27 protein-coding genes are annotated in these 25,018 nt (G+C 56.5%); 15 read left to right on the top strand and 12 right to left on the bottom strand.

Annotation, left to right across the window (positions count from 1 at the left end):
• Positions 1 to 243: 243 nt before the first annotated feature.
• The 6 genes from N2A98_RS22035 to N2A98_RS22010 all read left to right on the top strand — a co-directional run bounded on the left by N2A98_RS22035 (position 244) and on the right by N2A98_RS22010 (position 6,789).
• A complete protein-coding gene (locus tag N2A98_RS22035) occupies positions 244 to 909 on the top strand; it encodes a LuxR family transcriptional regulator (protein WP_275622643.1) in 666 nt (221 codons plus the stop codon).
• Positions 910 to 1,158: 249 nt separating this feature from the next.
• On the top strand, positions 1,159 to 2,223 hold the full coding sequence (locus N2A98_RS22030; protein WP_044268307.1) for a fatty acid desaturase family protein: 1,065 nt from the start codon (positions 1,159 to 1,161) through the stop codon (positions 2,221 to 2,223).
• 4 nt (positions 2,224 to 2,227) lie between these two features.
• Positions 2,228 to 3,199 carry a proline dehydrogenase family protein gene (locus N2A98_RS22025; protein WP_044268305.1) on the top strand — a complete coding sequence of 324 codons (972 nt, stop codon included), beginning with the start codon at positions 2,228 to 2,230 and terminating at the stop codon, positions 3,197 to 3,199.
• 14 nt (positions 3,200 to 3,213) lie between these two features.
• The gene (locus tag N2A98_RS22020; protein ID WP_078803763.1) at positions 3,214 to 4,464 is read left to right on the top strand and encodes an ATP-grasp domain-containing protein; all 1,251 of its coding nucleotides are present in this window, start codon (positions 3,214 to 3,216) and stop codon (positions 4,462 to 4,464) included.
• Positions 4,464 to 5,666, top strand: a complete 1,203-nt coding sequence (locus N2A98_RS22015) for an MFS transporter (RefSeq protein ID WP_044268299.1) — start codon at positions 4,464 to 4,466, stop codon at positions 5,664 to 5,666. The genes N2A98_RS22020 and N2A98_RS22015 overlap by 1 nt, the downstream gene beginning before the upstream one ends.
• Position 5,667: 1 nt before the next feature.
• Positions 5,668 to 6,789 carry an aminotransferase class V-fold PLP-dependent enzyme gene (locus tag N2A98_RS22010; protein ID WP_044268296.1) on the top strand — a complete coding sequence of 374 codons (1,122 nt, stop codon included), beginning with the start codon at positions 5,668 to 5,670 and terminating at the stop codon, positions 6,787 to 6,789.
• Between the two features lie 10 nt (positions 6,790 to 6,799).
• On the opposite strand, the gene N2A98_RS22005 is transcribed toward N2A98_RS22010, so the two are convergent.
• The 8 genes from N2A98_RS22005 to N2A98_RS21970 form a co-directional block, all read right to left on the bottom strand.
• Positions 6,800 to 7,516 (bottom strand): hypothetical protein, encoded by a 717-nt coding sequence (locus tag N2A98_RS22005; RefSeq protein WP_032903659.1) that lies wholly within the window; start codon positions 7,514 to 7,516, stop codon positions 6,800 to 6,802.
• Positions 7,517 to 7,600: 84 nt separating this feature from the next.
• Entirely contained in the window at positions 7,601 to 8,854 is a 1,254-nt protein-coding gene (locus tag N2A98_RS22000; RefSeq protein WP_275622642.1) for an aspartate aminotransferase family protein, read from the bottom strand.
• A 109-nt stretch (positions 8,855 to 8,963) separates the two neighbouring features.
• The gene (locus N2A98_RS21995) at positions 8,964 to 9,977 is read right to left on the bottom strand and encodes a sensor domain-containing diguanylate cyclase (protein ID WP_275622641.1); all 1,014 of its coding nucleotides are present in this window, start codon (positions 9,975 to 9,977) and stop codon (positions 8,964 to 8,966) included.
• 137 nt (positions 9,978 to 10,114) lie between these two features.
• On the bottom strand, positions 10,115 to 12,016 hold the full coding sequence (locus N2A98_RS21990; protein ID WP_275622640.1) for an alkaline phosphatase D family protein: 1,902 nt from the start codon (positions 12,014 to 12,016) through the stop codon (positions 10,115 to 10,117).
• Positions 12,017 to 12,131: 115 nt separating this feature from the next.
• On the bottom strand, positions 12,132 to 12,317 hold the full coding sequence (locus N2A98_RS21985) for a hypothetical protein (protein ID WP_044268282.1): 186 nt from the start codon (positions 12,315 to 12,317) through the stop codon (positions 12,132 to 12,134).
• A gap of 142 nt (positions 12,318 to 12,459) precedes the next feature.
• Positions 12,460 to 14,688 (bottom strand): ATP-binding protein, encoded by a 2,229-nt coding sequence (locus N2A98_RS21980; protein WP_044268278.1) that lies wholly within the window; start codon positions 14,686 to 14,688, stop codon positions 12,460 to 12,462.
• Positions 14,685 to 15,299: a biliverdin-producing heme oxygenase gene (locus N2A98_RS21975; RefSeq protein ID WP_044268276.1), complete on the bottom strand. Its 615-nt coding sequence runs from the start codon at positions 15,297 to 15,299 to the stop codon at positions 14,685 to 14,687. The genes N2A98_RS21980 and N2A98_RS21975 overlap by 4 nt, the downstream gene beginning before the upstream one ends.
• 212 nt (positions 15,300 to 15,511) lie before the next feature.
• On the bottom strand, positions 15,512 to 15,874 hold the full coding sequence (locus tag N2A98_RS21970) for a response regulator (protein ID WP_044268271.1): 363 nt from the start codon (positions 15,872 to 15,874) through the stop codon (positions 15,512 to 15,514).
• A gap of 162 nt (positions 15,875 to 16,036) precedes the next feature.
• Between N2A98_RS21970 and N2A98_RS21965 the strand changes: the two genes are divergently transcribed.
• From N2A98_RS21965 to N2A98_RS21950, 4 genes are all read left to right on the top strand, one after another.
• A complete protein-coding gene (locus N2A98_RS21965) occupies positions 16,037 to 16,468 on the top strand; it encodes a VOC family protein (protein ID WP_044268269.1) in 432 nt (143 codons plus the stop codon).
• A 30-nt stretch (positions 16,469 to 16,498) separates the two neighbouring features.
• The gene (locus N2A98_RS21960; RefSeq protein ID WP_044268267.1) at positions 16,499 to 16,873 is read left to right on the top strand and encodes a cytochrome c family protein; all 375 of its coding nucleotides are present in this window, start codon (positions 16,499 to 16,501) and stop codon (positions 16,871 to 16,873) included.
• Positions 16,874 to 17,074: 201 nt separating this feature from the next.
• Positions 17,075 to 17,269 carry a T6SS effector amidase Tae4 family protein gene (locus N2A98_RS21955; protein ID WP_235369362.1) on the top strand — a complete coding sequence of 65 codons (195 nt, stop codon included), beginning with the start codon at positions 17,075 to 17,077 and terminating at the stop codon, positions 17,267 to 17,269.
• Positions 17,266 to 17,499: a hypothetical protein gene (locus N2A98_RS21950; protein ID WP_078803760.1), complete on the top strand. Its 234-nt coding sequence runs from the start codon at positions 17,266 to 17,268 to the stop codon at positions 17,497 to 17,499. The genes N2A98_RS21955 and N2A98_RS21950 overlap by 4 nt, the downstream gene beginning before the upstream one ends.
• 266 nt (positions 17,500 to 17,765) lie before the next feature.
• On the opposite strand, the gene N2A98_RS21945 is transcribed toward N2A98_RS21950, so the two are convergent.
• A complete protein-coding gene (locus tag N2A98_RS21945; RefSeq protein WP_275622639.1) occupies positions 17,766 to 18,137 on the bottom strand; it encodes a PH domain-containing protein in 372 nt (123 codons plus the stop codon).
• Positions 18,138 to 18,293: 156 nt separating this feature from the next.
• Between N2A98_RS21945 and N2A98_RS21940 the strand changes: the two genes are divergently transcribed.
• Positions 18,294 to 18,929: a LysE family translocator gene (locus tag N2A98_RS21940; protein WP_044268262.1), complete on the top strand. Its 636-nt coding sequence runs from the start codon at positions 18,294 to 18,296 to the stop codon at positions 18,927 to 18,929.
• 8 nt (positions 18,930 to 18,937) lie between these two features.
• Here N2A98_RS21940 and N2A98_RS21935 read toward each other — a convergent pair whose 3' ends face one another.
• Positions 18,938 to 19,630 carry an NBR1-Ig-like domain-containing protein gene (locus N2A98_RS21935; RefSeq protein WP_032895378.1) on the bottom strand — a complete coding sequence of 231 codons (693 nt, stop codon included), beginning with the start codon at positions 19,628 to 19,630 and terminating at the stop codon, positions 18,938 to 18,940.
• A 228-nt stretch (positions 19,631 to 19,858) separates the two neighbouring features.
• Between N2A98_RS21935 and N2A98_RS21930 the strand changes: the two genes are divergently transcribed.
• The 3 genes from N2A98_RS21930 to N2A98_RS21920 all read left to right on the top strand — a co-directional run bounded on the left by N2A98_RS21930 (position 19,859) and on the right by N2A98_RS21920 (position 21,329).
• Entirely contained in the window at positions 19,859 to 20,095 is a 237-nt protein-coding gene (locus N2A98_RS21930; protein ID WP_275622638.1) for a hypothetical protein, read from the top strand.
• Between the two features lie 81 nt (positions 20,096 to 20,176).
• A complete protein-coding gene (locus N2A98_RS21925) occupies positions 20,177 to 20,665 on the top strand; it encodes a 2OG-Fe(II) oxygenase family protein (RefSeq protein ID WP_275622637.1) in 489 nt (162 codons plus the stop codon).
• Positions 20,666 to 20,690: 25 nt separating this feature from the next.
• Positions 20,691 to 21,329, top strand: coding sequence for a LysE family transporter (locus N2A98_RS21920; RefSeq protein WP_044268254.1), 639 nt, complete (start codon positions 20,691 to 20,693; stop codon positions 21,327 to 21,329).
• Here the strand turns inward: N2A98_RS21920 and N2A98_RS21915 are convergent.
• Both N2A98_RS21915 and N2A98_RS21910 read right to left on the bottom strand, forming a co-directional pair.
• Positions 21,300 to 21,629, bottom strand: a complete 330-nt coding sequence (locus N2A98_RS21915) for a hypothetical protein (protein WP_034133612.1) — start codon at positions 21,627 to 21,629, stop codon at positions 21,300 to 21,302. The genes N2A98_RS21920 and N2A98_RS21915 overlap by 30 nt on opposite strands.
• Positions 21,630 to 21,821: 192 nt before the next feature.
• Positions 21,822 to 22,658: a hypothetical protein gene (locus N2A98_RS21910; RefSeq protein ID WP_125970662.1), complete on the bottom strand. Its 837-nt coding sequence runs from the start codon at positions 22,656 to 22,658 to the stop codon at positions 21,822 to 21,824.
• 1,219 nt (positions 22,659 to 23,877) lie between these two features.
• Here N2A98_RS21910 and N2A98_RS21905 point away from each other — a divergent pair.
• Positions 23,878 to 24,993, top strand: coding sequence for a DUF4365 domain-containing protein (locus N2A98_RS21905; RefSeq protein ID WP_275622636.1), 1,116 nt, complete (start codon positions 23,878 to 23,880; stop codon positions 24,991 to 24,993).
• The last annotated feature ends 25 nt before the right edge of the window (positions 24,994 to 25,018 follow it).

Genomic DNA, 25,018 nt, shown 5'->3' with positions numbered 1-25,018 from the left:
CGGCGCTATAGCTGCTCACGGTCGGTTCGCCATCGGAAGCACTGGACAAGGCCGTCAGGCATGTTTCATTCTTTCCCCTGTTTAGAGAAATTTCCTACGGAGTGGGTCGGCTCTGATCAGAAGCTTCCGGATTGAAGCACTTCCGTCAGATCGCTAGCTTCACCCCGTTGTCACTCATCAGGGATGATATTCATGCGAAGCGATGGTCAAGCCAATAACAACACGCTCATTCAGCCCGCTGATGTGCGTCAATTGCTCGATGCGGAGCTGAGTCGACGTGGCCTCGGACATTTCGAGGTTTATCAATGCGGGCCGACGCTGGATGAAGCGGAAATCATCACCAATTACCCCGATGCGCTGGACCGCGGTGACGCGGCGGATGATTTTTACCAACGCGGTCAATTGTTGTCCTTGTCCAAGCGCCGCATAAAACCGTTTTTCTGGAGCGATGAAAACATCCTGGCCCCTGCGGCAGAAGCGGTGCCGGTGCCGGGGCCTTGTGCACCTGTGGGCGAGGGCGCCAGTTTTATTGTGCATGGCAACCAGGGTTTTTATTCCATTCTCAACCTGTGCAGTTTCGGAGAGCATCAACAGTTTCGCGAAAGAGTGCTGGCCAACAAAAGCGAACTGCAGATGCTGCTGGTCTCGGTTTACGATGAGGCGCTGGAAAGTGGCGCAACCTCGCTCGCCCCTGTTGTACGGAAAACCGTGCTGACTCCTCGCGAAACAGAGGTATTGTCCTGGACCAGCCTGGGCAAGACCTATAACGAAATAGCGCTCTTGGTCTCAATGAGCCCGCGTACGGTAAAGTTTCATATGAAGAATATCTTCAGCAAGTTGAATGTCACCAACGGCAAGTCCGCAATCCGTAAAGCCTTGCAACTGGGCTATATCCGCGAACAGGCCTGATCCGCAGGCACTCCCTTGTAAAAATACCGCGCTCGCCGATGAGTTTTCATCGGCGAGCGCGCGCGTGCACGCCTGATTTGGCGCTACCTGTCTAAAAGGGCAGCTTGTTCACTGTTAAGCGGTGCTTTAGTTTTTTTGCAGCCGATGAGTCTAGCTCAGGCAAAAAAAACAATAGCCGCAGCACTCAAAAATCCTCTTCGTCCTGCGCGGATCGAGTGTTGCAGCGTGCCGCTTAATTATGGAGTGATTATGCTGGTCGATAAAAACAAAGAACCTGCTAGCGAATACGCTGCTGGTATTTCCCGGGAAACATTCGGGATGCTTAAGCACTTGTGTAAAAAAGATAACTATCACTGGGCCATCGCACTGGGTAAGGACTATGCAATTATTGCTTTTGCCATTTACCTGTCGTTGGGCGTCAGCTATTGGTTCTACCCGGTTTCGCTGTTTTTGATCGGCACCACTCAACGTGCTTTGACTAACGTACTGCACGAGTCAACCCACAAGGTGCTGGCGAAAAATCGTGCGATCAACTGGTTTGCCGGTACGTTTCTTTCTGGGTACCTGGTCTTCCACTTGTACCAGTCCTACAGCACTTCGCACATCAAGAACCACCACGTGCACTTGGGGCATCCAGAAAAAGACCCTGACTACAATTTCCATCTCAAGTGCGGCCTGTATGACCTTCAACAAAGCGAGCGCGAGTTCTTCTTGAAGAACGTCGTGATGGCGCTATCCGGCTACAGAACCCTTCAGTACATCAATTATGTGGTCAAGGACCGTGTCCAGGGGCAAGACCCGCGCATCCGCAAGGAACGCATGATGATGTGGGCTTATTGGGCGGTGATTTTTGCTGTGGTCGCCTGGTTTGGGGTGGTCGCTGAATTAGTGTTGTTCTGGCTGGTGCCGCTGTTTACCACCGCCGTGGCCGTAGGCTGGATCATCGAGCTGGCCGAGCATTATCCGATGCCGGCCGTTGAGACCGACAAGCTGTTGTTGACCCGCAACCGTAAAGGCAATGTGCTGGAGAACTTCTTTTTCGGTCGCCACGACGACAATTACCACCTCGTGCACCACCTACATCCGTCCATTCCCCACTGGAATATGCGCAAGGCTCATAAGCTGCTGATGACTCACCCTGAGTACGCGCGCTGGGACAACCTGTGGGCCGGGATCTTTACCCGTGATCGGCAGAGCCGCCATAAGGAAACGTTGCTCAGTTACGCGGCCAAGTTCCGCGCCCACAAGATTGCCAACCACACCGACGATTCGAGTTTCGCACGTCGTATGCTCAACCAGTCCTACGGGGTTTAATGCCATGAACACGATCGACAACAGCCTGCTGGCAACCCTGGCCCTGAAGAAACTGGCGGCGAACAAAACCTATCGCGATTTGTTCCTGCAGAGCGAGACGCTACGCGACTTCCTGCGGCCTGCCGCTCTTCGTTACATCATCTCCGAAGATCGCCTGGAGATGCTTGATAAGCTTGGGGCCCTGCTGGAGAAAGGCTATCGCACCGGTGTCGAGTTCGTTGGCGAGGAAGCGACGACATTAGCCGAGGTCACCACGGCTACCGATGAGTACCTGAAACTCATCGACTTGATTGCACAGCACCCCAAGCTTGGAGAACCCCCGCAGTTGGGGTTCGACCTGTCCAACGTCGGCACCATCATTTCCCGCGAACTGGCGATTGAGAACTGCTCGAAGATCCTGACCCACGCAGCCGATAAGGATATCGGTGTGATCATCAGTATGGAGCGTTCTCAATGGACGGATTCGATCCTCGATATCTTCCTGCAACTGAGCGGGCGCTTCCCCAACGTGGGTATCACCTTGCAGGCGCAACTGAATCGAACCCCGGATGACCTCGGGGCGGTCCTGGAAACCGGCTGCAAAGTACGCTTGGTCAAAGGCGTCTATGCTGAGCCTGCCGCGATTGCTTTACCGCGTGGCAATGCGCTCAACGAGCGTTACCTGGGGTTACTGGACCGAATCAATGGCGGCCGTGGTCCGTTCGCTTTCGCGACCCAGGACCCATTGCTGGTTGAAGAAATCCTCACCAGCCGCATCGCCGACCGAGGCGAGCTGGAGATGCTTCACGGTGTGCGCCCTGAATTGATTCAGAAGGTAAAAAACCAGGGTCAGGTTAAGGCCCGCGTGTCGGCGGTGTATGGCACCAACTGGTACCTGCACCTGTTGCACCGTGTGGCTGAGTTTCCGCAGAACATTTTCCTGGCGCTGGATGACGTGGCTTCGCCACGGGCCTCTGAAACCGCCACTCATTACTGAAAAAGGACATTCTTATGAAGCAGTACGTCGCATTGGTGGATGTCTACTCGAGCGGTAATTTCCTGCCGCAATATTTTCGGGACGCTGGCTTCAGTCTGATCCATGTACAGAGTACTCCAGTGTTGATGCCGAGCATGCTCGGCCCGGATCTGTCGGAGTTCGAACACAATTTGGCGTTCAACGACAACGCTGAAGAGATCGTGCAGCGCCTGCGCGAATTCAACGTAGTCGCCGTCATTGCTGGCCAGGAGCCCGGCGTGCCATTTGCCGATTACTTGAGCGAACAACTGCAGTTGTCCACATCCAACGGCAGCGCGGGGTCACGTGCTCGCCGCGACAAGTTTGAGATGATCAATAAAGTCGCGGCCGCGGGCCTGTTGACCGCCCGCCAGATCAAATCCTCGGACCCCGAGCAACTGCTGGCTTGGGTAGAGGCCGGCCATGTGTTTCCGTGCGTGATCAAACCGCTGAGCTCGGCTTCGACAGACGGCGTCTCGATCTGCCACAACGTCGAGGACGTCAAGCGCGCCTGTGAGGAGGTCATATCCAACCTGGACATCTTCGGCCTGGCCAACACCGAGATTCTTTGCCAGTCCTACCTCAAGGGCCCGGAGTATATCGTCGATACCGTCAGCCGTGATGGGCAGGCCTACGTCTGTGGGATATGGCGCTATGTGAAGCGTGAAATCAGTGGCGGCAAGAACATCTATGACCGTGACGTTCTGATTGCGCCGGACAGTGCCGAGGCCAACGTACTGGTCGATTACATTGTGCAGGCGCTCAAGGCGTTGGGTATCAATAATGGCCCAGCCCATTCGGAAGTGATCCTCACTGAAGCCGGCCCTGCGCTGGTAGAAGTCGGTGCTCGCTTGAACGGCAACATGGAGCCCCGATTCCACGACATCAGCCTGGGCGGCAACCAGGCGCAGCTCACCTACCTGGCGTACTGCGATGGTGAGGCGTTCAAGGCAAACTATGCCGGCAAGCGCTATCAAAAACTCAAGGAAGCCTGTGTCATTAACACCGATACCACGCTGCAAGGTGAGGTCACTGGTTTCAACGACTCCGCTATCCACTTGATCGAGGCGCTGCCCTCGGTGCATAAGCTGAGCGTCAAATACAAGGCCGGCAAGTTGATGAAAAAGACCGTGGACCTGCTCAGCAGCCCCCTGCGGGTGTTTCTGGTATCGGAGAGCCAGCGCAGTATCGACGAGGATTACGAGCAGATTCGCCAGAACAAAGACAACGTCTATGTGATCCGCTGATGATGGGCACCTATCGCGCTTTACGTGGGCTCAATGCCCGCTTGCAGTTGCTGTTCCTGATCACCCTGGTGTTCCGCATGGGCACCATGGCGTTCCCTTTCTATGCGGCGTACCTGATTCATCAGCACGCCGTATCGGCGGGCACCGCAGGTTTGCTGGTGGGCGTGTATGGCGCGGGTGCGTTGTTTGTTGACTTGATCATCGGCGGGGTGATCAAGCGTTTTTCTGCCAATCGGGTGATCCTCGGTTCGTTACTGCTCAACGCGGTGCTGCTGCTGATCATTCCGTCGGTGGAGAACACCGCGGTGTTGTTTGTGCTGTCGTTTCTGTGGGGGGGCTGCTACGAAGCATTCACCCCCGCCACGTTCTCCGAAACTGTAGCTCACAGCAGTAGCGAATCGCGCAAGGTGGCGTTCTCCTGCAACCGCCTGGCGATCAACATCGGCATGGCAATCGGGCCGCTCTTGGGCAGCCTGATTTTCCTGAGTAACGCCGATGCGGTGTTCTACCTCAACGCGGCGTTGTCCCTTGTCGCCTTTATCGCCTGCCTGTGGCTTGGGCGTACGGTACCGGTGACACAAGGGGCTGGCGTTGCCAGTAAAGGCAACGGGCTGCCAGAAAACGCAATGCACGAGCGTTCGCGCTTGCTGGTGATTCTGCTGGCGGCGTTGCCGGTGCACATCGCCTATGCACTGCCGCCAACGTTTCTGTCGGCCTACATCATCAACTACACCGAGTTGCCGGCTTACTACGTCGGCATCATCTTTTTTATCAATGCACTGCTGGTGATTCTGTTCGAAGTACCGATTAACCAACGCATGTCGCACCTGTCGAGCAGTCGCTCCCTGGTGGCCGGTTTCCTGATGGCCGGCGTAGGGTTTTTCCTGATGGGCTTCAGCCATATCGGTGCGTTGTTGCTAGCCGCGACCGTGCTATGGAGCCTGGGGGAGATGGTCGTGTTCCCCAGTATCACCCACTACGTCAGCAGTATCTCCAGCCGTCACACCGTTGACCGCAACCTCGGCTATTACTCGGCGGGAGTGAATATCGGCGTAATGATCACACCGCCGCTGGCGTTCATGCTGATGTCACAGCCATCCCTGCCTTCGCCGTGGCTGCTGGCGGGTACGGTATTGCTGTTGTTCGCAGTGGCAGTGGGCGTGATGAAAGGATCGGCTGTTTTGTGGAACAAGGAAGCATGAAATGAATAGGGTGCATTTGAACACTGCCGGTGCGGGCCTGATGTCGTCGGCCACGCTCAATGCTATACAGCGTTTTACCTCCATTGAAGCGCAGATAGGCAGCTACGAAGCCGAGCTTGCCTATGAAGAGTTGCTCAACGTCGACCTGTACCGGGTGATGGCCGGGCTGTTGAATGCCCAGCCTTCACAGATTGGTTTTTTCAGCAGTGCCACCGAAGCCTGGACAAGCATCCTCGGCAAACTGCAATTTCCCCAGGGTAAGCGGGTCTGGGTATCAACTTCTGAGTACGCGGCAAACCTGATCTTTTTCAACTACCTCAAGCTATCGTGTGGCATTCGCGTCGAAGTGATCCCCACCACGGCCACCAGCCCGCTGGACTTGGAGTGGGTGCGGCGTCATTTGGACGATGATGTGTTCCTGGTCAGTGTGTCGCACCTGCCTTCGTGTTGTGGGGTGATCAATCCGGTGGAAGCGCTGGGGGCACTGCTCAAGGACGCGAATGCGTTGTATGTGGTGGATGCCTGCCAGTCGTTGGGGCAGTTACCGCTGGATGTGCGCGATATCCACTGTGATTTATTGACAGGTGCGGGCCGCAAGTTTCTCTGCGGGCCCCGTGGCAGTGGTGTTGCTTACGTGTCGCCACGATTGCTTGGCCAATTGCAGCTCAATTTTGCCGATTTGCACGCCGCCAGCACAGATGGCCAGGTCAACCGGCTGGACGTGGCCAGTGCGCGGGTGCTGGAAATAGCTGAAAAAAGCCTCTCGGCCCAGGTGGGCTTGCATACGGCGCTGCAGGAATATGTGCAGGTCGGCGGCGGGCAGGTGAGTACGGAGCCCTATGCGCTGTTGATGAAGGAATTGCGACGCCTGCCGCAGTTGACGCTTATGTGTGATCAGTTCGAGCAGACTGGAATTGTCTCGTTTGTGCCGCACAACCTGCCGGCCAAGGCATTTGTCGGCCAAGCCCGCGAGCTGGGGCTCAACTTGTGGGCAGGTACCACCGCTCATACTCCGTTGTTGCTTAAAGACTTGGGCGTCACACACTTTGTGCGTGCCTCGGTGGGCCGGCATATCACTCTCGCCCAAGTCGAGCAGGCTCTGTTGACCCTGCGTAGTTTGTAGTGTCGGGCAATTACTGGGCGGCGATGGCGTAACCGTCAAAGGCGCTTTGCTGTTGCAGCGCGGTCACGATGCTCTTGCGCGTGACCGGCTGCTCGGCGCCGCTGTTGTCGATGAAGGTTTCGCTCGCAAGCTCCGCCTCGCTGCCTTCGCCCACAAAGGTGAAGCCCAGGAACTCCAGCGCTTCGCGGTCCACGTTGAGCTTGGAGCGCGGCGTGCGCAGCGGCAGGGTGACGCTGATGCCATCCTTGCTGATCACAAACACTTCGGTGTCTTTCTTGGTGCGTGCAGCCTTGCCCTTGCCGGCGCTCGGGTTGCTGATGGCCTGGTGCGACTGGTTAAGCACCTTGAGGGCCAGGCCGTAGACCAGTTCCTGAAACTCTGGGTCGTCCTTGAAGCTGGACAGGATGCGGCTGATCGAGAACTGGCTGCTCAGGTGTTCCAGCGCGGCGTTGTCTGCGGCTTCGGCGTCTTTCAATTGCTTGAGCTGGCCCATCAGCTCATAGGCTTTGTCATCGTCAAAGGCATCATGGGCCTGGCGGATGGCAACGCGCAGCTCGCGGATCTGGTCGCTTTCCTTGGAGGTGTGAAACGCGTCCAGCACCATCTCGCTGATGATCTTGGCGGCTGGCACATGCTGTGAAAGATTGATGGCGTTTTCGTATTCGGCTTTGGCGTGCAGGGCGACTACGGATTCTTCGGCGGATTTTTCGGTGTAGGAATCAGACATTAAAATTTCACTGCGTAGTATGCGGAGAGACAAAAAAACGTCGGGCATTTTCAGCGGGTGAGGGGATCAGGTCAAGGCAGGCCGCTATTCGTCCAACTGTGTGAGACACGCCTGGAGAATATCCAGGCCTTCCTTCAACACCTCAGGCTCGATGGTCAGCGGGGCCAGCAAGCGTACGATGTGCCGCGACTTGCCGCTGGGCATCAGCAGCAAGCCCGCCTTGCGCGCCAGCTCCAGCAGTTGCGCCAGTTGCTTGGGGGCGGGTGTGCCGTCGGCATGGGCCAGTTCAATGCCCCGCATGGCGCCGACACCGGTAAGGCGGCCCAGGTAGGGCGACAGTTGTTGCGCGCGCCAGGCTTCATAGCGGCCCACAATCGCGGCCTCCTGCGCGACGCCCCACGCGTTCAGATGTTCATCGCTCATCACCTCAAGGGTCGCCAGCGCCGCCGCACAGGCGATGGGATTACCCGAGTACGTACCGCCCAGGCCGCCTTTGGGCAGGTTGTCCATCAGCGCCTTGCGCCCGAGCACCGCCCCCAGTGGCATGCCGCCGGCGATGCTTTTGCCGAGCAGCAGCAGGTCCGGCTCGATGCCCAGGCGCGAGAAGGCGAAACGCTGGCCGGTGCGCCCGAAACCCGACTGGATTTCATCAATGATCAGCAGGATGTTGTGCTGGTCGCAGAAGCGCCGCAGAGCCTGTGCGAAATCAGTGTCCAGGGCGAGAAAACCGCCTTCGCCCTGCACCGGCTCGATGATGAAGCAGGCCACATCGTTTACGTCGATTTCCACGCTGAACAGACGGTCCATGGCCTTCAGCGCTTCGGCGCAGGTCACACCATTATCGGTGCTGGGGTAGGGCAGGTGATACACAGGGCCGGGCAGTACACCAACCTTCTGCTTGTAGGGCGCGACCTTGCCATTGAGGTTGAGGGTTGCCAGGGTGCGCCCGTGGAAGGCGCCGTCAAAGGCGATCACCGCCGTGCGCCCGGTGGCACCACGGGCGATCTTCAGGGCGTTTTCGGCCGCCTCGGCGCCGCTGTTGGTGAGCATGCCGCTGACCGGGTATTCCACCGGGATAAAAGCGCTGAGACGTTGCATCAGCTCGATGTAGGGCGTATGCGGTGCGGCGTTGAACGCGTAATGAGTAAGCCGGGTGGCTTGCTCGCAAATCGCCGCCACCACGGCCGGGTGGCAATGGCCCAGATTGAGTACGCCGATACCGCCCACAAAGTCGATGTAACGCTTGCCCGCCGTGTCCCAGACTTCGGCGTTTTTACCGTGGCTCAGGCTGATGGGATGAACGATGGAAATCGACTGACTGATGGTGGCGTGGCTCATGACGGGAAGGCTCTGCGGTGGCGTGCGGGAGCTTATCTAAGCTGCGCGCCGGGCCTTGCCGCAAACGAAATAAAGTTGCCGGGTCATTCCACCTTGGAAGGAGCTGCGGCTATTCCGACACCCCATCCTTGCCCGCCGCCTTGGACCGATACAAGGCTTGATCGGCCCGCGCCATCAGCGCAGCCGGGGATTCCCCCATGCGCCGCTCTACTACGCCCAGGCTCAGGGTAACGTTCAACGCGCCCAAGGGGGTCGCCGTCTTGATTTTATGGCGAATCCTTTCGGCCAGCTCTTTGGCCGTGTCCAGGCTGCTTTTGGGCAGCACCACCATAAATTCATCGCCGCCCCAGCGCGCCAGCAAGTCGCTTTTACGTACACAGGCTTCCAGCTGTTCCACTACCCGTATCAGGGTCTGGTCGCCGACGCCGTGGCCGTATTGGTCATTGATCGGCTTGAAGTCATCGACATCCATGGCCACCAGCGCCAGTGGCAGGCGGAAGCGCTCGGCACGGTCGCATTCTTCCAGCAGTACTTTTTCCAGGCGGTACCGATTGGCGATGCGCGTCAGGGCGTCCCGCTCGGCCAAAGAGCGGTTTTCGTCCAGTTGCAATTGCAGTTGCTGGTTGACGCGCGACAACTCAAGGGTGCGCTCCGCGATTAGTGCTTCCAAGGACTGGTTGCGCTTTTGCAGCTGTTCGATGGAGCATTTGCGTGTATGAATATCGCGGTGTGCGCCCACCATGCGCGCCACGGAACCGTCGGGGTTGCGGGCAATGACGTAGCCACGGTCCTCGATCCACAGGTACGTACCGTCTTCTTTGCGACAACGGTATTCGGCCCGGTAATGAGGGGCGCGTTGGCAGATGTAGTCATCGAACCCGGCCATCACGCGGGGGTAATCCTCGGGGTGGATCACGTTCTCCCAGGTGAACACGCTGTTTTCCAGGGAGTGGTGGGAGTAGCCAAGCATTTCGTACCAGCCGGGGTTGCGGTAGACGAAGCCGGTGTTGGCGTTCCAGTCCCAGATGCCATCACTGACCAGTTCCATGATGGCGTGCAACAGGTCGACGTTAAGGTCGGACACCTCATTGCGTAGCGGTTCTTTGCCGGATGTATCGTCCATCTGCGCGCTTCCTGCGGGGGCTGGCGCCCAAGGCCAGTCATGGTTGAAGCCGATACTCCGTGGCTGGCGCTACTGTACATCGGCGCTTGCGCGCTTTGAATAGGGCAGGTGTGCTGCTTATGACGAGTGGCGAAACGCTATTTTTCTGGCGCCATCATCTTTGTCCGAGGCCTTCCATCCGCGTTGTGCTGGTAAATGGACTGCGGTTGGCCCTGCTCATTGAAAAATACCTGGCCAATGCCTGCCGAGTTCCACAATCGCTCACCCGCTTCGGCGTGCTCGGGAATATAGGGCACCACCTGCATGGTGCGCCGGCGAGTAAACCAGTTGAGCGGCGAACGCGGGGAGTAGAGCCAGCGGTTGAGGCGGTCGAACCATTCCAGCAGGCGCGGCGGGAACTCGTTCTTGATGCCGCTGCTGGTGATTTGCCAGATATTGGGGCCGCCGTTGCGGTGGCGGATCAGCACTTGGTAGACAAACGAGTAATGCACGTCACCGGAAAGGATCACGTAGTTACCCGGCGTGCGTGAGTGGCGCAAGATATTCAAAATCACCTGGGCGGCGCCGCGGTGAGCCATCCAGTTCTCGGCGTCCACCAGCAGCGGGAAACCGCACCAGCTGAAGACCTTTTGCACCGTCTCGATCAGCTTGACGCCAAAGACCGGCGCGGGCGAGACAATGATGGCTGACGGGTGGTCCAGCAGGGCTTGTTGCAGTTCACTCAAGGCTTCCCAGTCCAGCAGGCCAGAGGGTTGCTTGAGGGTGAACTCGCTGCGCCAGCGTCGGGTGCGGGTGTCGAGTACCACCAGTGCCGGGCTGGTGGGCAATACGTAGTGCCACTGCTGGAATTTCAGCAGGGCCTCCAGCAACGCGTCTTGCGCCGCTGTGTCGAGATGATTGCCTTGTGCCTGGCCGGTGAGTGCCTGGGTCTGGCTCAGGAGTTCGCCAAATACCTGGGGCTGGTTGCCCCAGCCTTGGCATAGCAGATACGCCAGCAAGGCATTGCCGATGATGCGTTTGGAAAAGGGATGGCCGTAGGCGGTTTCTTCCCACTGCGCGCTGAGGTTCCAGTCGTCGGTGACGTCGTGATCGTCAAACATCATCAGCGTCGACAGGTGCGCGAACACCCGCGCCACTCCAGGCAGGCCGTCGCGGAACTGATTGATATGAACCTGTTCGCGGGCGTAGCGTTGCTGTTCTTGCGCGCTCAGCGGCGGCGGTTCTGGCGTGATCAGCGCCCAGGGTGCTGGCGACCAGGCCAGCAGGTACATCGCGATCACTTCGGCAAAGGTCACCAGGTGATTGTCGGCGGTGCTGCTGGTGAAGATCGGCTTCTTCACGCCGCCGAAAAAGCGTTCGCGCAAGGTCTCGTTACTGTCCAGTGCAGGGAGCAGGTCGGCCCGGTGGTAATAGCTGGCGTGATGCCCATAAAGGCTGGCGCTGTCGCTCACCACCGCGCCCTCCAGGTACTCATCGAACAGGCCCAGGCGCGCAATCAGCCCATGAATGGCGCGGAGCATGGGCCCTGCGACGTCGTCGGCGTAGATCTGGTCGCCATTCATCATCAATAAGGCTGGGCGGTCGAGCGGGGTGCGAGCATCCGCCAACAGGCGGTCGACACACAACAAGCCTTCGTCGGCGCGGTGGTGGGGTTTACGGCACGAGCCATGCACCAAGTGGTGGATGCGGCTATGCAGCACGAAGCTGGGCGTAGTGGCGTCGCCATACAGCAAGTGTGGTGCCCATTGTGCAATGCCGAGGCCGTCAATCAACAGGTCGTAACCGATGATTTCATCCTGTGGCAGGGCGTGGCTCAGGGCGATGTCGATCAGGTGGATAAAGGCATGGCGCCCGACGGGCACGACTTGGCAGTGCGTTGCATCGAGTGGGATATCCAGCGCCTCACCCGAGGGTAATTGCAGCCTAAAGCACAGGGGCAGGGCACGACTGCCCACCAACCAGATAACCAGGCGTTGCGGCTCCAGGCGCCGTAGGAGCGGGCCGGCAATGACCGCGGGCAAAGTGTCGGGTTGAAGCATGAAGAATGCTGCTCATACCAAATGGAACTGGAGAGGATAACGCAGAGGATGTCAGTGTTTTGTTAACGGAGTGCAGCGCTGTGCGCTGCACTTGTTGCCGGTGGCCCGTAACGGTTTAAGTCAGCTTGCCGCCTCCAATGGAGTCCAGACCCGAATTTTTGGGTTTTGGTTGGGTATGTTGCTCCTGTTGGTTGCTGTCAACCGGCGAAGAGGTGGGCGCGGGATTGGCTGGAGGCTGGTTATCTTTCATGCCTTGCTGGATGTTATAGCTGAAGCTGCTAAACGAATTGCCAACGATCATCGGTAAAACCCCTTACTCAATTGGAGGATGGTTATCGCATCAATACTCCCTTTGACTGCGCACTGATTGAGTGGAGCTGGCCGGTTTTTTCGTTCCCGGCCATAGGTAACCAAATGTCTGGCTTGTAGGATTTGAGAGCGTTTCAAGCAGGCTTAGGCACCGTAAACCTGAATTCACTGCCGCGGCCCAATTCGCTTTCGGCCTCGATGCGCCCACCATGGGCCTGGACAATCCCCTGGGTGATATACAGTCCCAGTCCGCTGCCGGTGGGGTTGTTTTCAGTCTGGGTCCAATAGCGATCGAACACATGGGGCAGGTCGTCCGGCGCAATGCCTTCACCGGAGTCGCGCACCGAAAATACAATCTCCTCGCCGTTGCTCATGGCGCTGATGCCGATGTTGCCCTGGCGCGGGGTGAATTTGATCGCGTTGCCGATCAGGTTTGACAGCACCTGGAACAAGCGCTCCGGGTCGGCTTTGATCTGCAGGCCAGGCTCGACATTGAACGACAGGTCGATGCCCTTTTCCGAGGCCAGGGGCGCCAGCAGCGAATACGCCTCTTCAAAAATCTGGCTGACGTCCAGCGCCACCGGCTTGACCACATAGCGGCCGGCCTCGATTTTCGAGGTGTCGAGCAAATCCTCCAGCAACACGTTCATGCGCCCGGCAGCCTGTTGCATGGTGTCGATGGCGGAAGAGATGCGCCGTGAAGTGTGGGGGCCATCGGAGCTGAAGGCTTTTTGCATCATGCCGCAGAGCATGGAGATGACGGTCATGGGGTTGCGCAGATCGTGGGAAACCACCGCGACCAGTTCGTCCCGCGCACGCACCGCTTGTTGCTCGCGCAGCACCTGTCGGGACAGGTCGTTCTCCAGGGCCGAGCGGCGCAAATCATTGGCGGCAAACAGGTCGCCATGGCTCCATTTGGTGGAGATGCCGGCCATTTCCACTTTCCAGATTTCAAACGAGGTACGTGGGCGAAGGCGCATGCCCGCGTCGCAGGTTTCCAGGTTCAGCGGCTTGTTCGGGTCGCCACTCCAGTGGATGTTCTCTTTGACTTCCGGGCGAAACCACAACACGCCGTTATCCACAGGCTTGGGCAAGCTCATGGCAAGCACGCCGCTGGCCACGCTCTGATACTCGGCGGCAGGCGGATAAACCGAGGCCAGGTTATGGCTGGAAAATACCGGTGCGCCGTTGCCCTGCAACCACTTGTGCAGCGCGCGTATCTGCGCCGGTTCCGGGCAGTTGCCGTAGCGGTGCAATTGTTTATCTTCGATGATCGCCACGCCACCAGAGAGGGTCAGGTCCATCAGCATTCGGCCTTGCTGGGCCAGGCCGTCGAATACGTTATTGGCAGAGGCCTTCATCGCCAGGTCCAGCAGCGCCAGCGCTTCGACTTTTTCTTCGCGCTGGCGGGTCAGCTCCAGGGTCTCCATGGCACTGATCTGCAATGACAGCACCTGGCCGATGGTCTGACAGGCCATGCGCAAATCGTTAGGCACCAGCAGTGGCTCGCGGTTGCCGCAGCTGATCAGGCCCCAGAGTTTGTCGCCCTTCATCAGTGAAATACTCATGGACGACAACACGCCCATGTTCTGCATGTACTGGCAGTGAATCGGCGACACGCTGCGCAGGGTGGCGAAGCTCAGGTCCAGGGGCTGGCCCGTGTCCGGGCGCAATTTGGGCAGCAGCGGTACTGGTTCGTAGGACGCATTCGGGATGATCCGTAGCCAGTTGGTGCGGTACAGCTCGCGAGCCTGTTCGGGGATGTCGGACGCGGGGAAGAACAGCCCGTTGAACAGCTCCATGGACGGCGCCGAAGCTTCGGCGATCACCTGGCCATGGCCTTCTTCTTCGAAGCGATAGATGAGCACCCGGTCATAACCGGTCATGGCCTGGATTTCGTTGACGCTGATGGTGTAGAGCGCCTGCAAGGTCTTTGCCGATTGCAGGCGATGCAGCATTTTGCCCAGGTCGCTGGTGCGGCCATTGTGCGCACGGGGTTTGAAATCCTTGAGCCGGGGTTCGAATTCCAGCACCAACACGCCCTGGTGGCGATGCAACAGGCCTTCGAACTGCTCACCCTTGAAGGTGATGAGCAGGGGCGGCGAGTCCAGGAATGCGCTGTCCTCGGCCATGGTTTGCACGGCCTGGGCGTACTCCTCGCCAATCAACCTGTGCAACGGTTGATTCAACAGCGCCTCGGGGGTGTGGCCGAACAACGTACCGACGTTGGCACTTACCTGAATGATGTTCAGGCCGGGCTCCGACAAGGTCAGCAGCACGCCGTGGGGCTGGATGGCCCCCGGAAAACGAATGGGTTCGTCGGCGCAGTTGGCAAGCAGCTCTTCAAAATCTTCGGGTTTCATAGCAATACCTCCTGGCTGTCGAGCCATTGCTCAAAGCCGCTGAATGTCGAACGGGCCGCCATCACCGCGCGCGCGGCGGTATGTGTATCCAGTGGCTGGCGGGCCAGATAATCGAGGAAATCTTTCCAGCGCCGTCCGGTCTCGGCGCCGTATACATTGAGAAAGGCACCGCCGTTGTCGGCGTTCACACCCAGGCGCAGGGCCATTTCCCGGCGCAGCACTTGGCCGCCCAGGGTGGCGCCTTCCAGCACATACAGGGCGCCGAGGCACGCAGCCGGTGTGTCTAATACGGGGAGTTGGGTACAGCGAGGCAGGGCATGGATGGCGTGGTCAGTCAGGCCGAGTGCGTGCAGGTCATGCACCAGTGTTGGCGTTTTCACACGCAACGCAGACTCATATCCCTCGGGAATCAAACCGCTGTCATACAGCGCCGCTTCCATTGGCTGATAAAAGCCGTAATACGCCTGCAGCAAGCGCCGATACCACTGGGCATCCAGGCGCTCGGAAAAAAACGGCAGGCGCTGTTCCAACGCCACATGCAGCAGGCCCGTGCCCGTGCGCAACGTTTCCAACAAGGAGGGCGCACTAACGTCATGGGCCTGTGAATGCATTCAATGAGCTCGAACTGTGGGCCTGTCGGCCATGAATGACGCGTGAAAATGGGCGACGATTCTACACAACTCATTGTCGTCAGCTGAACGCAGAAGCGAAAAGGCTGACCAGCGGATCAGAAAAGTCGCTCCCTGCACATTACATGACCGCAGACCGGGCCCTCAAGTTCGGTTGAAATGATATCGAGCTGCTATCAATGCAGGGGCAGGCCCTAGTGCATCAATGCCGTCTGCACGCACTCGAGCAAGTGGTCGGTACTCCACGGTTTGGGCAGAAACCGCACCGAACTGCCCAACTCGGCGGCGATTTTCGTATTGCCTGAGGTCAGCACCACCTGCACTTCAGGCCAGCGATGGGCGACCACACGGCTCAAGTCATAACCATTGAGCAAACCGGGCATTTGAATATCACTGACAATCAAATCCACCGGGTCATCGCCGCGCTCCAGGTAAATCATCCCTTCGTCTGCCGATGCAAACGATGTCACCACCGCACCAAAGTCTTCCAGCACATCCACCATCAACGCCCGAATGATCTCGTCGTCTTCCAATACCAAAATCGATGGCTGAGCCATGATCCTTACTCCACCATCAGGGGTTCAGTAAGGTGGAGTGGAAGGTGGCCGGATAGGTTCGATTGGATGTTTTTTAAACGATGGGTGGTCATTTGGCTGCTTGTGAACTCTGGGCGCGACAATCCGTTAAGGTGAACGCCACCCCGCCTTCCAAGGAATGCCATGTTCAACCGTAACCCGCTCGTGCCGGAACTGATCGTCACCCGCCTCAGCGCCAGCCTGGCGTTCTGGGTCGAACAGCTAGGTTTCGCCATTGCCTATCAGCGCGCAGAAGAAGGCTTTGCCTACCTCGACCTGCACGGCGCGCAAATCATGCTCGAACAATACGACCCCGATGCCGGCCAGTGGCTCACCGCACCGTTACAGTCACCGTTTGGGCGCGGCATCAACCTACAAATCGATGTGCCCGCCGTGGCGCCTATCCTGCAACGCCTGGCGCAACTCGGCTGGCCATTGTTCCGCGATGTTGAAGATGCCTGGTACCGAGCCGGTGACGTGGAGGCCGGGCAACGCCAGTTTATCGTGCAAGACCCGGACGGTTATCTGGTACGCCTGGTGGAGCGGCTGGGGGAAAGGCCGGTCGAACAGGCATAATCGACGGCAACAGCCGATAGGGAGACCTGAATGAAGTATGTGTTATTGAGCCTCGCCCTGACCGTTATCGCTGCCCCCGCGCTCGCTGCCGGCGACGCCGAGGCGGGCGGCAAACTCTTCACCAAGACCTGCGGCGGCTGCCACAGCATCGGTGAAGGCGCGCGGGGAGGTTTTGGCCCGGAACTGAACGGCATCATTGGCCGGCCTGCCGGTACTACAACGGACTACCAGTATTCGGATGCGATGAAAAATTCGGGCGTGGTGTGGACGCGGGAAAAACTGGCGGCCTACATCGAAAATCCGAAGTCGGTGGTGAGTGGCACGCGGATGATCTTCTGGGGGATCAGTGACCAAGAGAAGATTGAAAATATCCTGGCGTACTTAGCGACATTCCAGCCCAAGTGAGGCGCCCAGGCTGACGGCTACCACCGGGCACAACGCGATCAGAGGCGGGGGGCTTGCCTTCATGCCCGTCAGTTAAACGCAGCCCCTTGTGGGAGCGGGCTTGCTCGCGAAAGCGGTGGGCCAGTGACTGAATAGGTGACTGATACAAAGCATTCGCGAGCAAGCCCGCTCCCACATTGAACTGGGTTCGGCTCAAGGTATATCTTTTTCAAAGTTTTTTGGCGCCGAGGGAATGAGACGTTTGGCAATCGCAGCGGTGACCACATTGACCTTTGGAATGGACGGCGGTTGACGGATTGGCTGAGTTATCCGCGTATCCAGCTGGGGTTTTCGATTGAGGGAACGTTCTCGGACTATCACGAGTCCAGGGAAATCTGGTTTTGGAAGGTCATATGAAGCTGGTTAAGGGCGTGGTGTTTGTCGTCGGGCTGGTTGTAGTGGCGCTCGGAGTGTTTAACGGTTTGGTGGTGGCCGTGTCTGCGTATTTTGGGCCGTTTTACCAAGGGGATGCGGATCAGAGCAGGAATTTTGGGTTTTGGTTGGTTGGGAATGGGGTTGTGGTTTTGGGAGCGGCGTTGAGCGGGGCGGTTTGGTATGGCAGGCGTTTGAGTAGGGGGCGGGAATAATGGTGTACGTCCACGGGGTTAAGAGGCGACTTAAAATTAGGCGAGCTGTGCGACGCTGAACCTGTGGCGAGGGAGCTTGCTCCCGTGACGGCCTGACAGCGGGCGTTGGTGTAGCTGACGCGCTGCGATCCAAATGTGGGAGCTGGCTTGCCTGCGAAGACGGCCTGACAGCTGACACAGTTATACCGAGTACATATCCATTCCTGAGGTAACGGCCACCTAGGGTTCCGCCCCAACGGTGGCTCACTTTTGAACAGCGATGTGGGTCAACTCAGCAGATGCTTGGAAATCAGCCGGGAGATTTCCACGATCGAGGTCTTGCCGGTGAATTCGAACTTCACCTTCCCCAACGAAGAAAAGTAAATCTCCAACTCCGAATCCAGATCAAACGTCCCTGAAGTTTCCACCGAGTACGCCACGATGTTCTTGTACGGCAATGAAGTGAAGTCCTTCTTGCTGCCGGTAATCCCCTGCACGTTCACCGCAATGATGCGTTTGGTGGTAAACACGACGCCGTCGCGCATGGCTTTGTAGGCGTCGACCACTTCTTCACCGTCCAGCAGCAGGGCCGCTGCGCGTTCGGCGTATTCGTTGTTTTGCTTGAGTTTGAAGAAGCCTTTGTTGTTGAAGTCGATCATGTGCCTGTCCTGGGTAAGTGGTGCCGCGGGTGTATGACGTTTTACTTGCGGATCTGTATCTAACGCCTGGGCCTGCAAGCCCCTAGCATGACGCTCAACACGACCGCGTCGGCGAAGGATTTCACGCTGGCAGCCTAAAAAACCAGGAGCCAATCCATGCCTGATATGTCCAGCTTGCTCGCCTACGGCCTGATTTCACTCGGCATGGTACTGACTCCCGGGCCGAACATGATCTACCTGATTTCCCGCTCCATCTGCCAGGGGCGCACGGCCGGGTTGATTTCTCTCGGTGGGGTGGCGCTGGGGTTTGTGGTGTATATGGTGTGCGCGGCGCTGGGTATCACGGCGTTGGTGATGGCGGTGCCGTTTGCCTACGACGCGTTGCGGTTCGGCGGGGCGCTGTATCTGGTGTACCTGGCCTGGCAGGCGGTCAAGCCGGGTGGGCGCTCGCCATTCCAGGTGCGCGACTTGCCCAAGGACAGCCCGCGCAAGTTGGTGACCATGGGCTTGGTCACCAACCTGCTCAATCCCAAAGTGGCGGTGATGTATTTGTCGCTGCTGCCCCAGTTCATCGACCCGAATGGGCATGGCAGTGTGCTGATGCAATCCCTGGCGCTGGGTTCCCTGCAGATTGTTATCAGCGTGAGCGTCAACGCGGTGATTGCCTGCATGGCGGGTTCCATCGCGGTGTTCTTTGTCACCCGGCCGGGTTGGCAGGTGCTGCAGCGCTGGCTGATGGGGTCGGTGTTGATGGGCTTGGCGGTGCGGATGGCGGTGGAAGGGCGGCGCTAAATCTGCTTTCAGCGTGCCATGACGTTGACGATCACATGCAGGATGAATGCAGGCCCGTAGCAGGGGCGCCCGTGTTCATCTTCGATACGCCAGATCGAGGTGACCGTACAGGTCTCCCGCGGCGCTCCAAACTCCACCGTGATATGCACCGGCTGCCCAGGCAGGGTTTCGGCGATCGGCACCTCGCTGTCAAGGCTGCGCAGATGGCTGTCCATCACCACTTCCAGGGGCGCGCCTGTAGCCGTTCGACGGGCGATGACGTATTCACCGTCGACTCGTACCAAGCGTCGACCGCGCCAGGCGCGGGTGCCGACATTCTGGATCTCCCAGGTTTTCTGAAATGTTTCGCCTGGCAACACGACGGTCTGGTCGGGGGTGGTGACATCGGCGTTGAATACCACAACGTCGCCAGGATCATGCAGGCCGATGGCTCGGTTGGTGGTTGCCATTGAATGGGCATCGACCGGCGAGCCGGACAAATCGGCGAAGTAGCGGAACAGCATTAAGGGGGACACCTGCAGCGCCTTGGCCAGTTTGATCAAGGTGCGTACCGACGGATCTTTTGAAATACCACCCGCCAATCCGTACAAATAGGTTCGTGAAATACCGGCTTCCTTAGCCAGGGTTGTCATGGACTTTCCCAGTTCCCGACTGCGTCGTATGACCAGTGCCTGGAGGGTGTCGCGGGTTTTGATGCTCATGTCCGTATGTGATCCCAATCCTTGAAAAAAGTCGTCAACTTGTTCGCCAAAAAGGACAACTTGCTCGCCGTTGCGTGTATTGGACCGTGCACACTCGCAACCTGCTAGCGACGTTGTGAAGGACATGGATCGGTCCCTTTCTGTTTGACTATATCCAGTGTCGCGGTTTCTCGCATGCTTGCGAACCTGGTGTGTTGCATTCCTTTACAACTATCTTTGGATATAGCTATGTCTCAATTTAAAGCATGCTGCGAATCCATAGCCCGATCAGGCTTTGGCATCCTGCAAATTCCTGATGCGATGTTGCAGGACTACAAAAAGATCATTGATGGGTATTCGGCCATTCCCCAGGCCATCAAGGATGAATTTTCCTTTGCCCAGGACACAGATGGGTTTTTCCCTTTTGGCGCCGAGTACTCCCTTGCCGAGGATCACCCGGACCTGTGCGAGCGGTTTTGTTACTAGCCCGCCCACGCTTCAAAAAGAACCGCTTTCGAATTCACCCGAAGTACTTTCGTTGCCGCAGTCGGCAGTTATGAGCGACAGATGAGCGAGTTGGCCCAGGGAGTGATGGATGGCATTTGCGCGGAGTTTGGCGTTCAATCCTTGGCCCCCTTTCGCTCGGCATCGTACATCCAGTTGTGTGTCTATGGCCCACAAGTCAAAGACAATTCTCGTAAATATGCCCAGGACCCTCATGAAGACGGGCATATGCTTTCGTTTATCAAGCCTACCCGCGAAGGGCTGGTTTTGATGAAAGGACGATCATTGGAGCCGGTGCGCCTTCTGGAGAACGAGGTCGCGGTGCTGGCGGGCTCCTTGCTGACAGAACTCTCCGATCATGCCGTGCCTGCCGCCTACCATGCTGTACTTGCGCCCAGCAAACCGGTTGCCAGAAGCTCATTGATCTACTTTGCAAACCCCAATCCGGATCAGTTGCTAACGACTTTTTACCGCCAGAAACCCATTGATCTGGGCAGTACTGTGAATGCTCGTCATACCGGTTTCGGTAATCAACCGATTCAACTGCGCTAATAGTCTTGGAGGGCTTGAACAGTCCATGTTTCCTCACTTCAATGCCCTTTACCTCGAAGGTTTGCTCTTGGGTATCGGACTGTTCGCCGCCCCTGGCCCGAAAGACACCTTGGTGATCCGCCAAGGTGTCGGTCGCGGGCCGATCTGGGGCGTTGTCGCTATTTGCGTATTGGCCGATATTTTCCTGATCGCTTTCGGGGTCACGGGTTTAGGTTCGTTGTTGGGAAGTCGGCCTGAGGTGATGGCACTGTTGCTGTTGTCCGGCGCTGCCTATCTGCTTTGGTTTGGTGGCCAACGTCTGTTGGCTTGTATCCGGGATCAGTCCATGCCGGATGCTCAAGGTGGCAACTCGCAAAGAGGGCTGTTGCGCTCGGCGGTCATACTCGGCTTTGCCAACCCTTACGCCTGGCTCGATACCGTGGTGTTGATTGGTTCCATCGGTGCCACGAAACCTGCGGGCCAACAGGCGCTGTTCGCGACAGGCGCCATGACGGCATCACTCGTGTGGTTCGTGGTGTTGGCGCTGTGCTGTCAGCGATTGACGGTATTATTCCGCAAGCCTGCGGTCTGGCGCTGGCTGGATGCAGGGGTGGCGGTGTTGATGGTTTACTTGGCGGTTATGCTGATCAACGATTCATTGCACATCTTTCAGATAGCCCTTTAGTACGGTCAGCGGGCAGGTCAACTCATCAAGACGAGCGATGTTTTGCACATCGGTGGATAGCCTTTGCAATTCACGCCCGAGAACGCTGTCCGCTCCACCCAATGCAATCAACGCCTGGGTGATGCACTCATCGAGCTTCAACTGGATCTCAGCCAGGTTTCCCTGGCGCACTAACAACCCGAACACCTCGCGATCATAGCCCTCCATCACGGGATCATCGCGCAGCAATGGGCTGCCGTGGTCAGTCTCATGCACCAGCTTCAACGCGAACAATGCAACCGCTTCAAGCGTCAACTCCATGGTCCCGCTACCTCCACTGCCGCGCCTGGCACTTTTTTGCAGGCGAAAAAAAAGACCTTGAATTTCAAGGTCTTTCTTTAAGATGGTGCCCCGAGGGAGACTCGTGCGTTCTATATAGTCCGTGCCTTGTAGCGGGATTATAAGGTCAGGGATACAGGTAGGGATACATTGTTAGCAGCCCTAGGGTAGTTTTCATCGAACTATTCTAAATCGCTCTTGGCGAAGTTTCGCTTCAATTTCGTGATCATTGCTCAAGGTTTTCGCAATGTCGAAGGCGCTAAGAATACCCTCGCTCTGGACTCGACCTGCCGCCTCATGATTGATGCCAGCTAGACGCCCAAACTGCGCTTGCATACCTCGTGACTCCCAGTCGATGGTTTCTGAAAAGGTAATCCAGTCAGGGAGTGTGCTGGAGAAAAGGCTGAGGTCAACGAAACAGTTTGGACCTCCAAGGCCTGCTTTTGATCCAGATTCGTCTGCGAGGTAAGCACGAGTGAGTGCGAAATTTCCTTGAAGCTCCGGAACAGCATCGAAATATTGTCTGGCTTTAAGGGCTTCGTTAATCGCTTGCTCTGGTGTGATAGTCCCTTCCCTAAGCTTTGTTTTGATCAATTTGCCTTTACCATCATTCAAATGTTGCTCGAAGCTATGTACGCGCCTGACTCGGAACCCTGGCGCAATGACCATGCGTGCTCCTGGATGCGATAGCTCATTCTGATCAACGTTATTGACATGATGGAACAGATCAATACTTCTACGTAGGAAGTCGTAAGTGACGCTGTGGGCTCGAGGTGAAAGATCCCTGTAAGCAATTACCCCGTCATTCATTGCCAGTGTAGGAAAATACCGATTTGCCTTTTCACTAACGGCGGTATGAAACCTATCAAGGCGGCGAATCGCTGCAGCGGCAGATTCATGTGCAGGATTGAAGTCTGATTCGCTGATTTGACTTCCGTATCCAAGAAGGTCGATCCATGCCACGCATGCAATCTCGACCTTTCTCATTGACCCTTTTGCCGTCTTCGCCATCACATCATCCTTGGGGGGTATCTAGATACTAACGCTATCAAATTGCCATCAGTGTGTCCAACGGCAGTCCCATGCGAAGGGTAAATGGGAGATCTTTCTAGGCACCGATCAGACTCTGGGGTTCACTCCTGGTGGATTAGGGGAAGATTGACTGATAGGGGTGAGATTCAGTGCTGGGGACCCTGACGAAGTCAGAGATGCACGGGGCATGAAACCCGCGGGATCGAGTTAGTGGGAGGCGTGGGAAGTTACTGAAATTTCAATCGTTGAAATTGAAAGGATCTTGAAGAAATTAGGTCATCGTTACCGTCCTGGTAATGATGCCCTCAGATCGCCCAAACGGTAGGGCAAATGCACAGGTGAACTGGAGTTCACCAGGTTCACCTGTTCACTAAGCTGGGAGGCTTCCCGCTAACACGATTCCGCGGGTTTCATGCCCCATACCTAGAAGAATTATCGAGGGTCCCCACCATCGAACCCAAGCCCAGAGCATGATCCACCTCGCTTCGCTGAAGGAGCAATACCACAGGGGCTAGGGGGCTACCCTAATAAAACCGTGTTCCCGGTGTTACGCGTGTTACACAAATATATAACTGTATGATTTTAATAGATTTATTTTGCGTTACACAGCTGGGTATGGTTTGCCGATATGCGTGTTACATGGCGAAGAGGTGTTACATCAATTAATGCCTTGGCAGGAGCTGATTGTTATGATTGCGGCGGGTGCCATCGACCTAGGGGCTGCGTTTAGAAGGGCCGCTACCGGCCCAGATTGTGTAAAAACGCTTCGCCAAAATTGAAGTGTGCGTGTCTACGTTAAATCTGAAATTTATCGGCAAGTCTGCAGATGTGGATTTCGCGTAGAAACGCGATTTCCAGTCCGGTTTGGGGTACCTGACGCGCTCAAAAACGTTTTTACACAGCCTGGACCAATAGCGGTCGTTTGGCCCCGGCAGAAATAGGCTAAAGCGGCTGTTCGATAGGATTTAAAACGGTGGCTTTCGCATCGTCTTTACAGGGGCTTTCGACAGCAGTCGCTGAGAATCCTATAGGGCGCCGAATTGTTCTCGAAAACCGGTCACGTTGCCGACATCAATGGTCGTATTTGTACGCTAAGCCTAGCGCAGCTGCTCTATATGGATTTGGTGGGTTGCCTGCTTTAGCATCCGAGTGGCATATTCTAACATCGTAAAATATTAGCTTAATCGGGATGCCGTGAATGACACCTGCTGAAATTGGTACTCTGGCTGGAAGAATCTTCACTTACAACCTCCCGCCCAACTGGTTATTCAGACCCCAGGAGGATCAAAACGATCACGGGATAGATGCGGAAATTGAGGTCGCAGATCAGAGGGGCGTGGCCCGAGGCAGCGAATTCGTTTTTAAGGTACAAATCAAAGGGGAATTCAATTGTACCCTCTTAAAAAATCAGCAGACCGTCTCATACACCTTGTCGACTAACAAGCTTAAATACTATCTATCGTTCAACATCCCGGTCATTCTGGTGTTAGTGGAAGTCTCGAGTGAAACTATTTACTGGCTTTCTATTACTGACGATGAAGAGCTTATCTCGAAAGCGAACGGCGTAGAGACAAAGTCCATTCAGATACATATTCCTACGCAAAACATCATAAAAAAGCGTGACGAAAAACTAGCTCAGAATATCATTGATGCGGTGATTGCTTCTTGGGACTATTTGGCGCTCAAAGGTGTTAGAGGCTCAATCCAGCGATTTTCCAACCTGGATCCGCAGCGATTAGAAAGCAGAATTGAAGAGATGGGTAATGCTCTGTACAAAGCTCACCATCAAAATCTAGAAAACCTTCTTAGAAAACAAAATTTCCCAAAGATCTACAAAGTCGCAAAAGAATTGATAGTGTCGCCAATCGTGCCCGCAGCAGACCGTTTTGTAGCTGGGCTTTATTACCGCATAGCGTTGAAAACAGCGCCATTGCATAAAGCTATGGTTGATCAAGCTAACGACATTGCAAGTATAAGTATGGTAATTATCGCCCTTGCTAGAGAAGAGAGGTCTGCCACTCTCAGGTATTTCGCTTTTGGATTAGCAAGAGCTGCCAAACTAAAGTATGAAATTGACAGTTTAATGGCGAACCACAATGCTGCAAAAGCACTTCACAGCACTGGTGAAGGTTATATTTTTCGCATCGAATTGCACAGGCAGTATAAAAGTGTTTGCACAAGCATTAAAAATGCTAATCGATCTTCTCAGCTTAACTGCAAAAAATGGGCAATATCAAATCCTCTACGAGACGTACCTGGAGTGTGTGCCATCGTTGATACTCTTTCGCATAATCCAGAAGGAGCGAGGCAGTGAAGAATCTATTGGTTTTTTCCAGAGC

Source organism: Pseudomonas sp. FJ2-5-13 (assembly GCF_029201605.1).
GTDB lineage: Bacteria > Pseudomonadota > Gammaproteobacteria > Pseudomonadales > Pseudomonadaceae > Aquipseudomonas > Aquipseudomonas lactis.
Note: the sequence above shows the minus strand (reverse complement) of the source record. Positions and strands in the feature narration are given on the sequence as shown.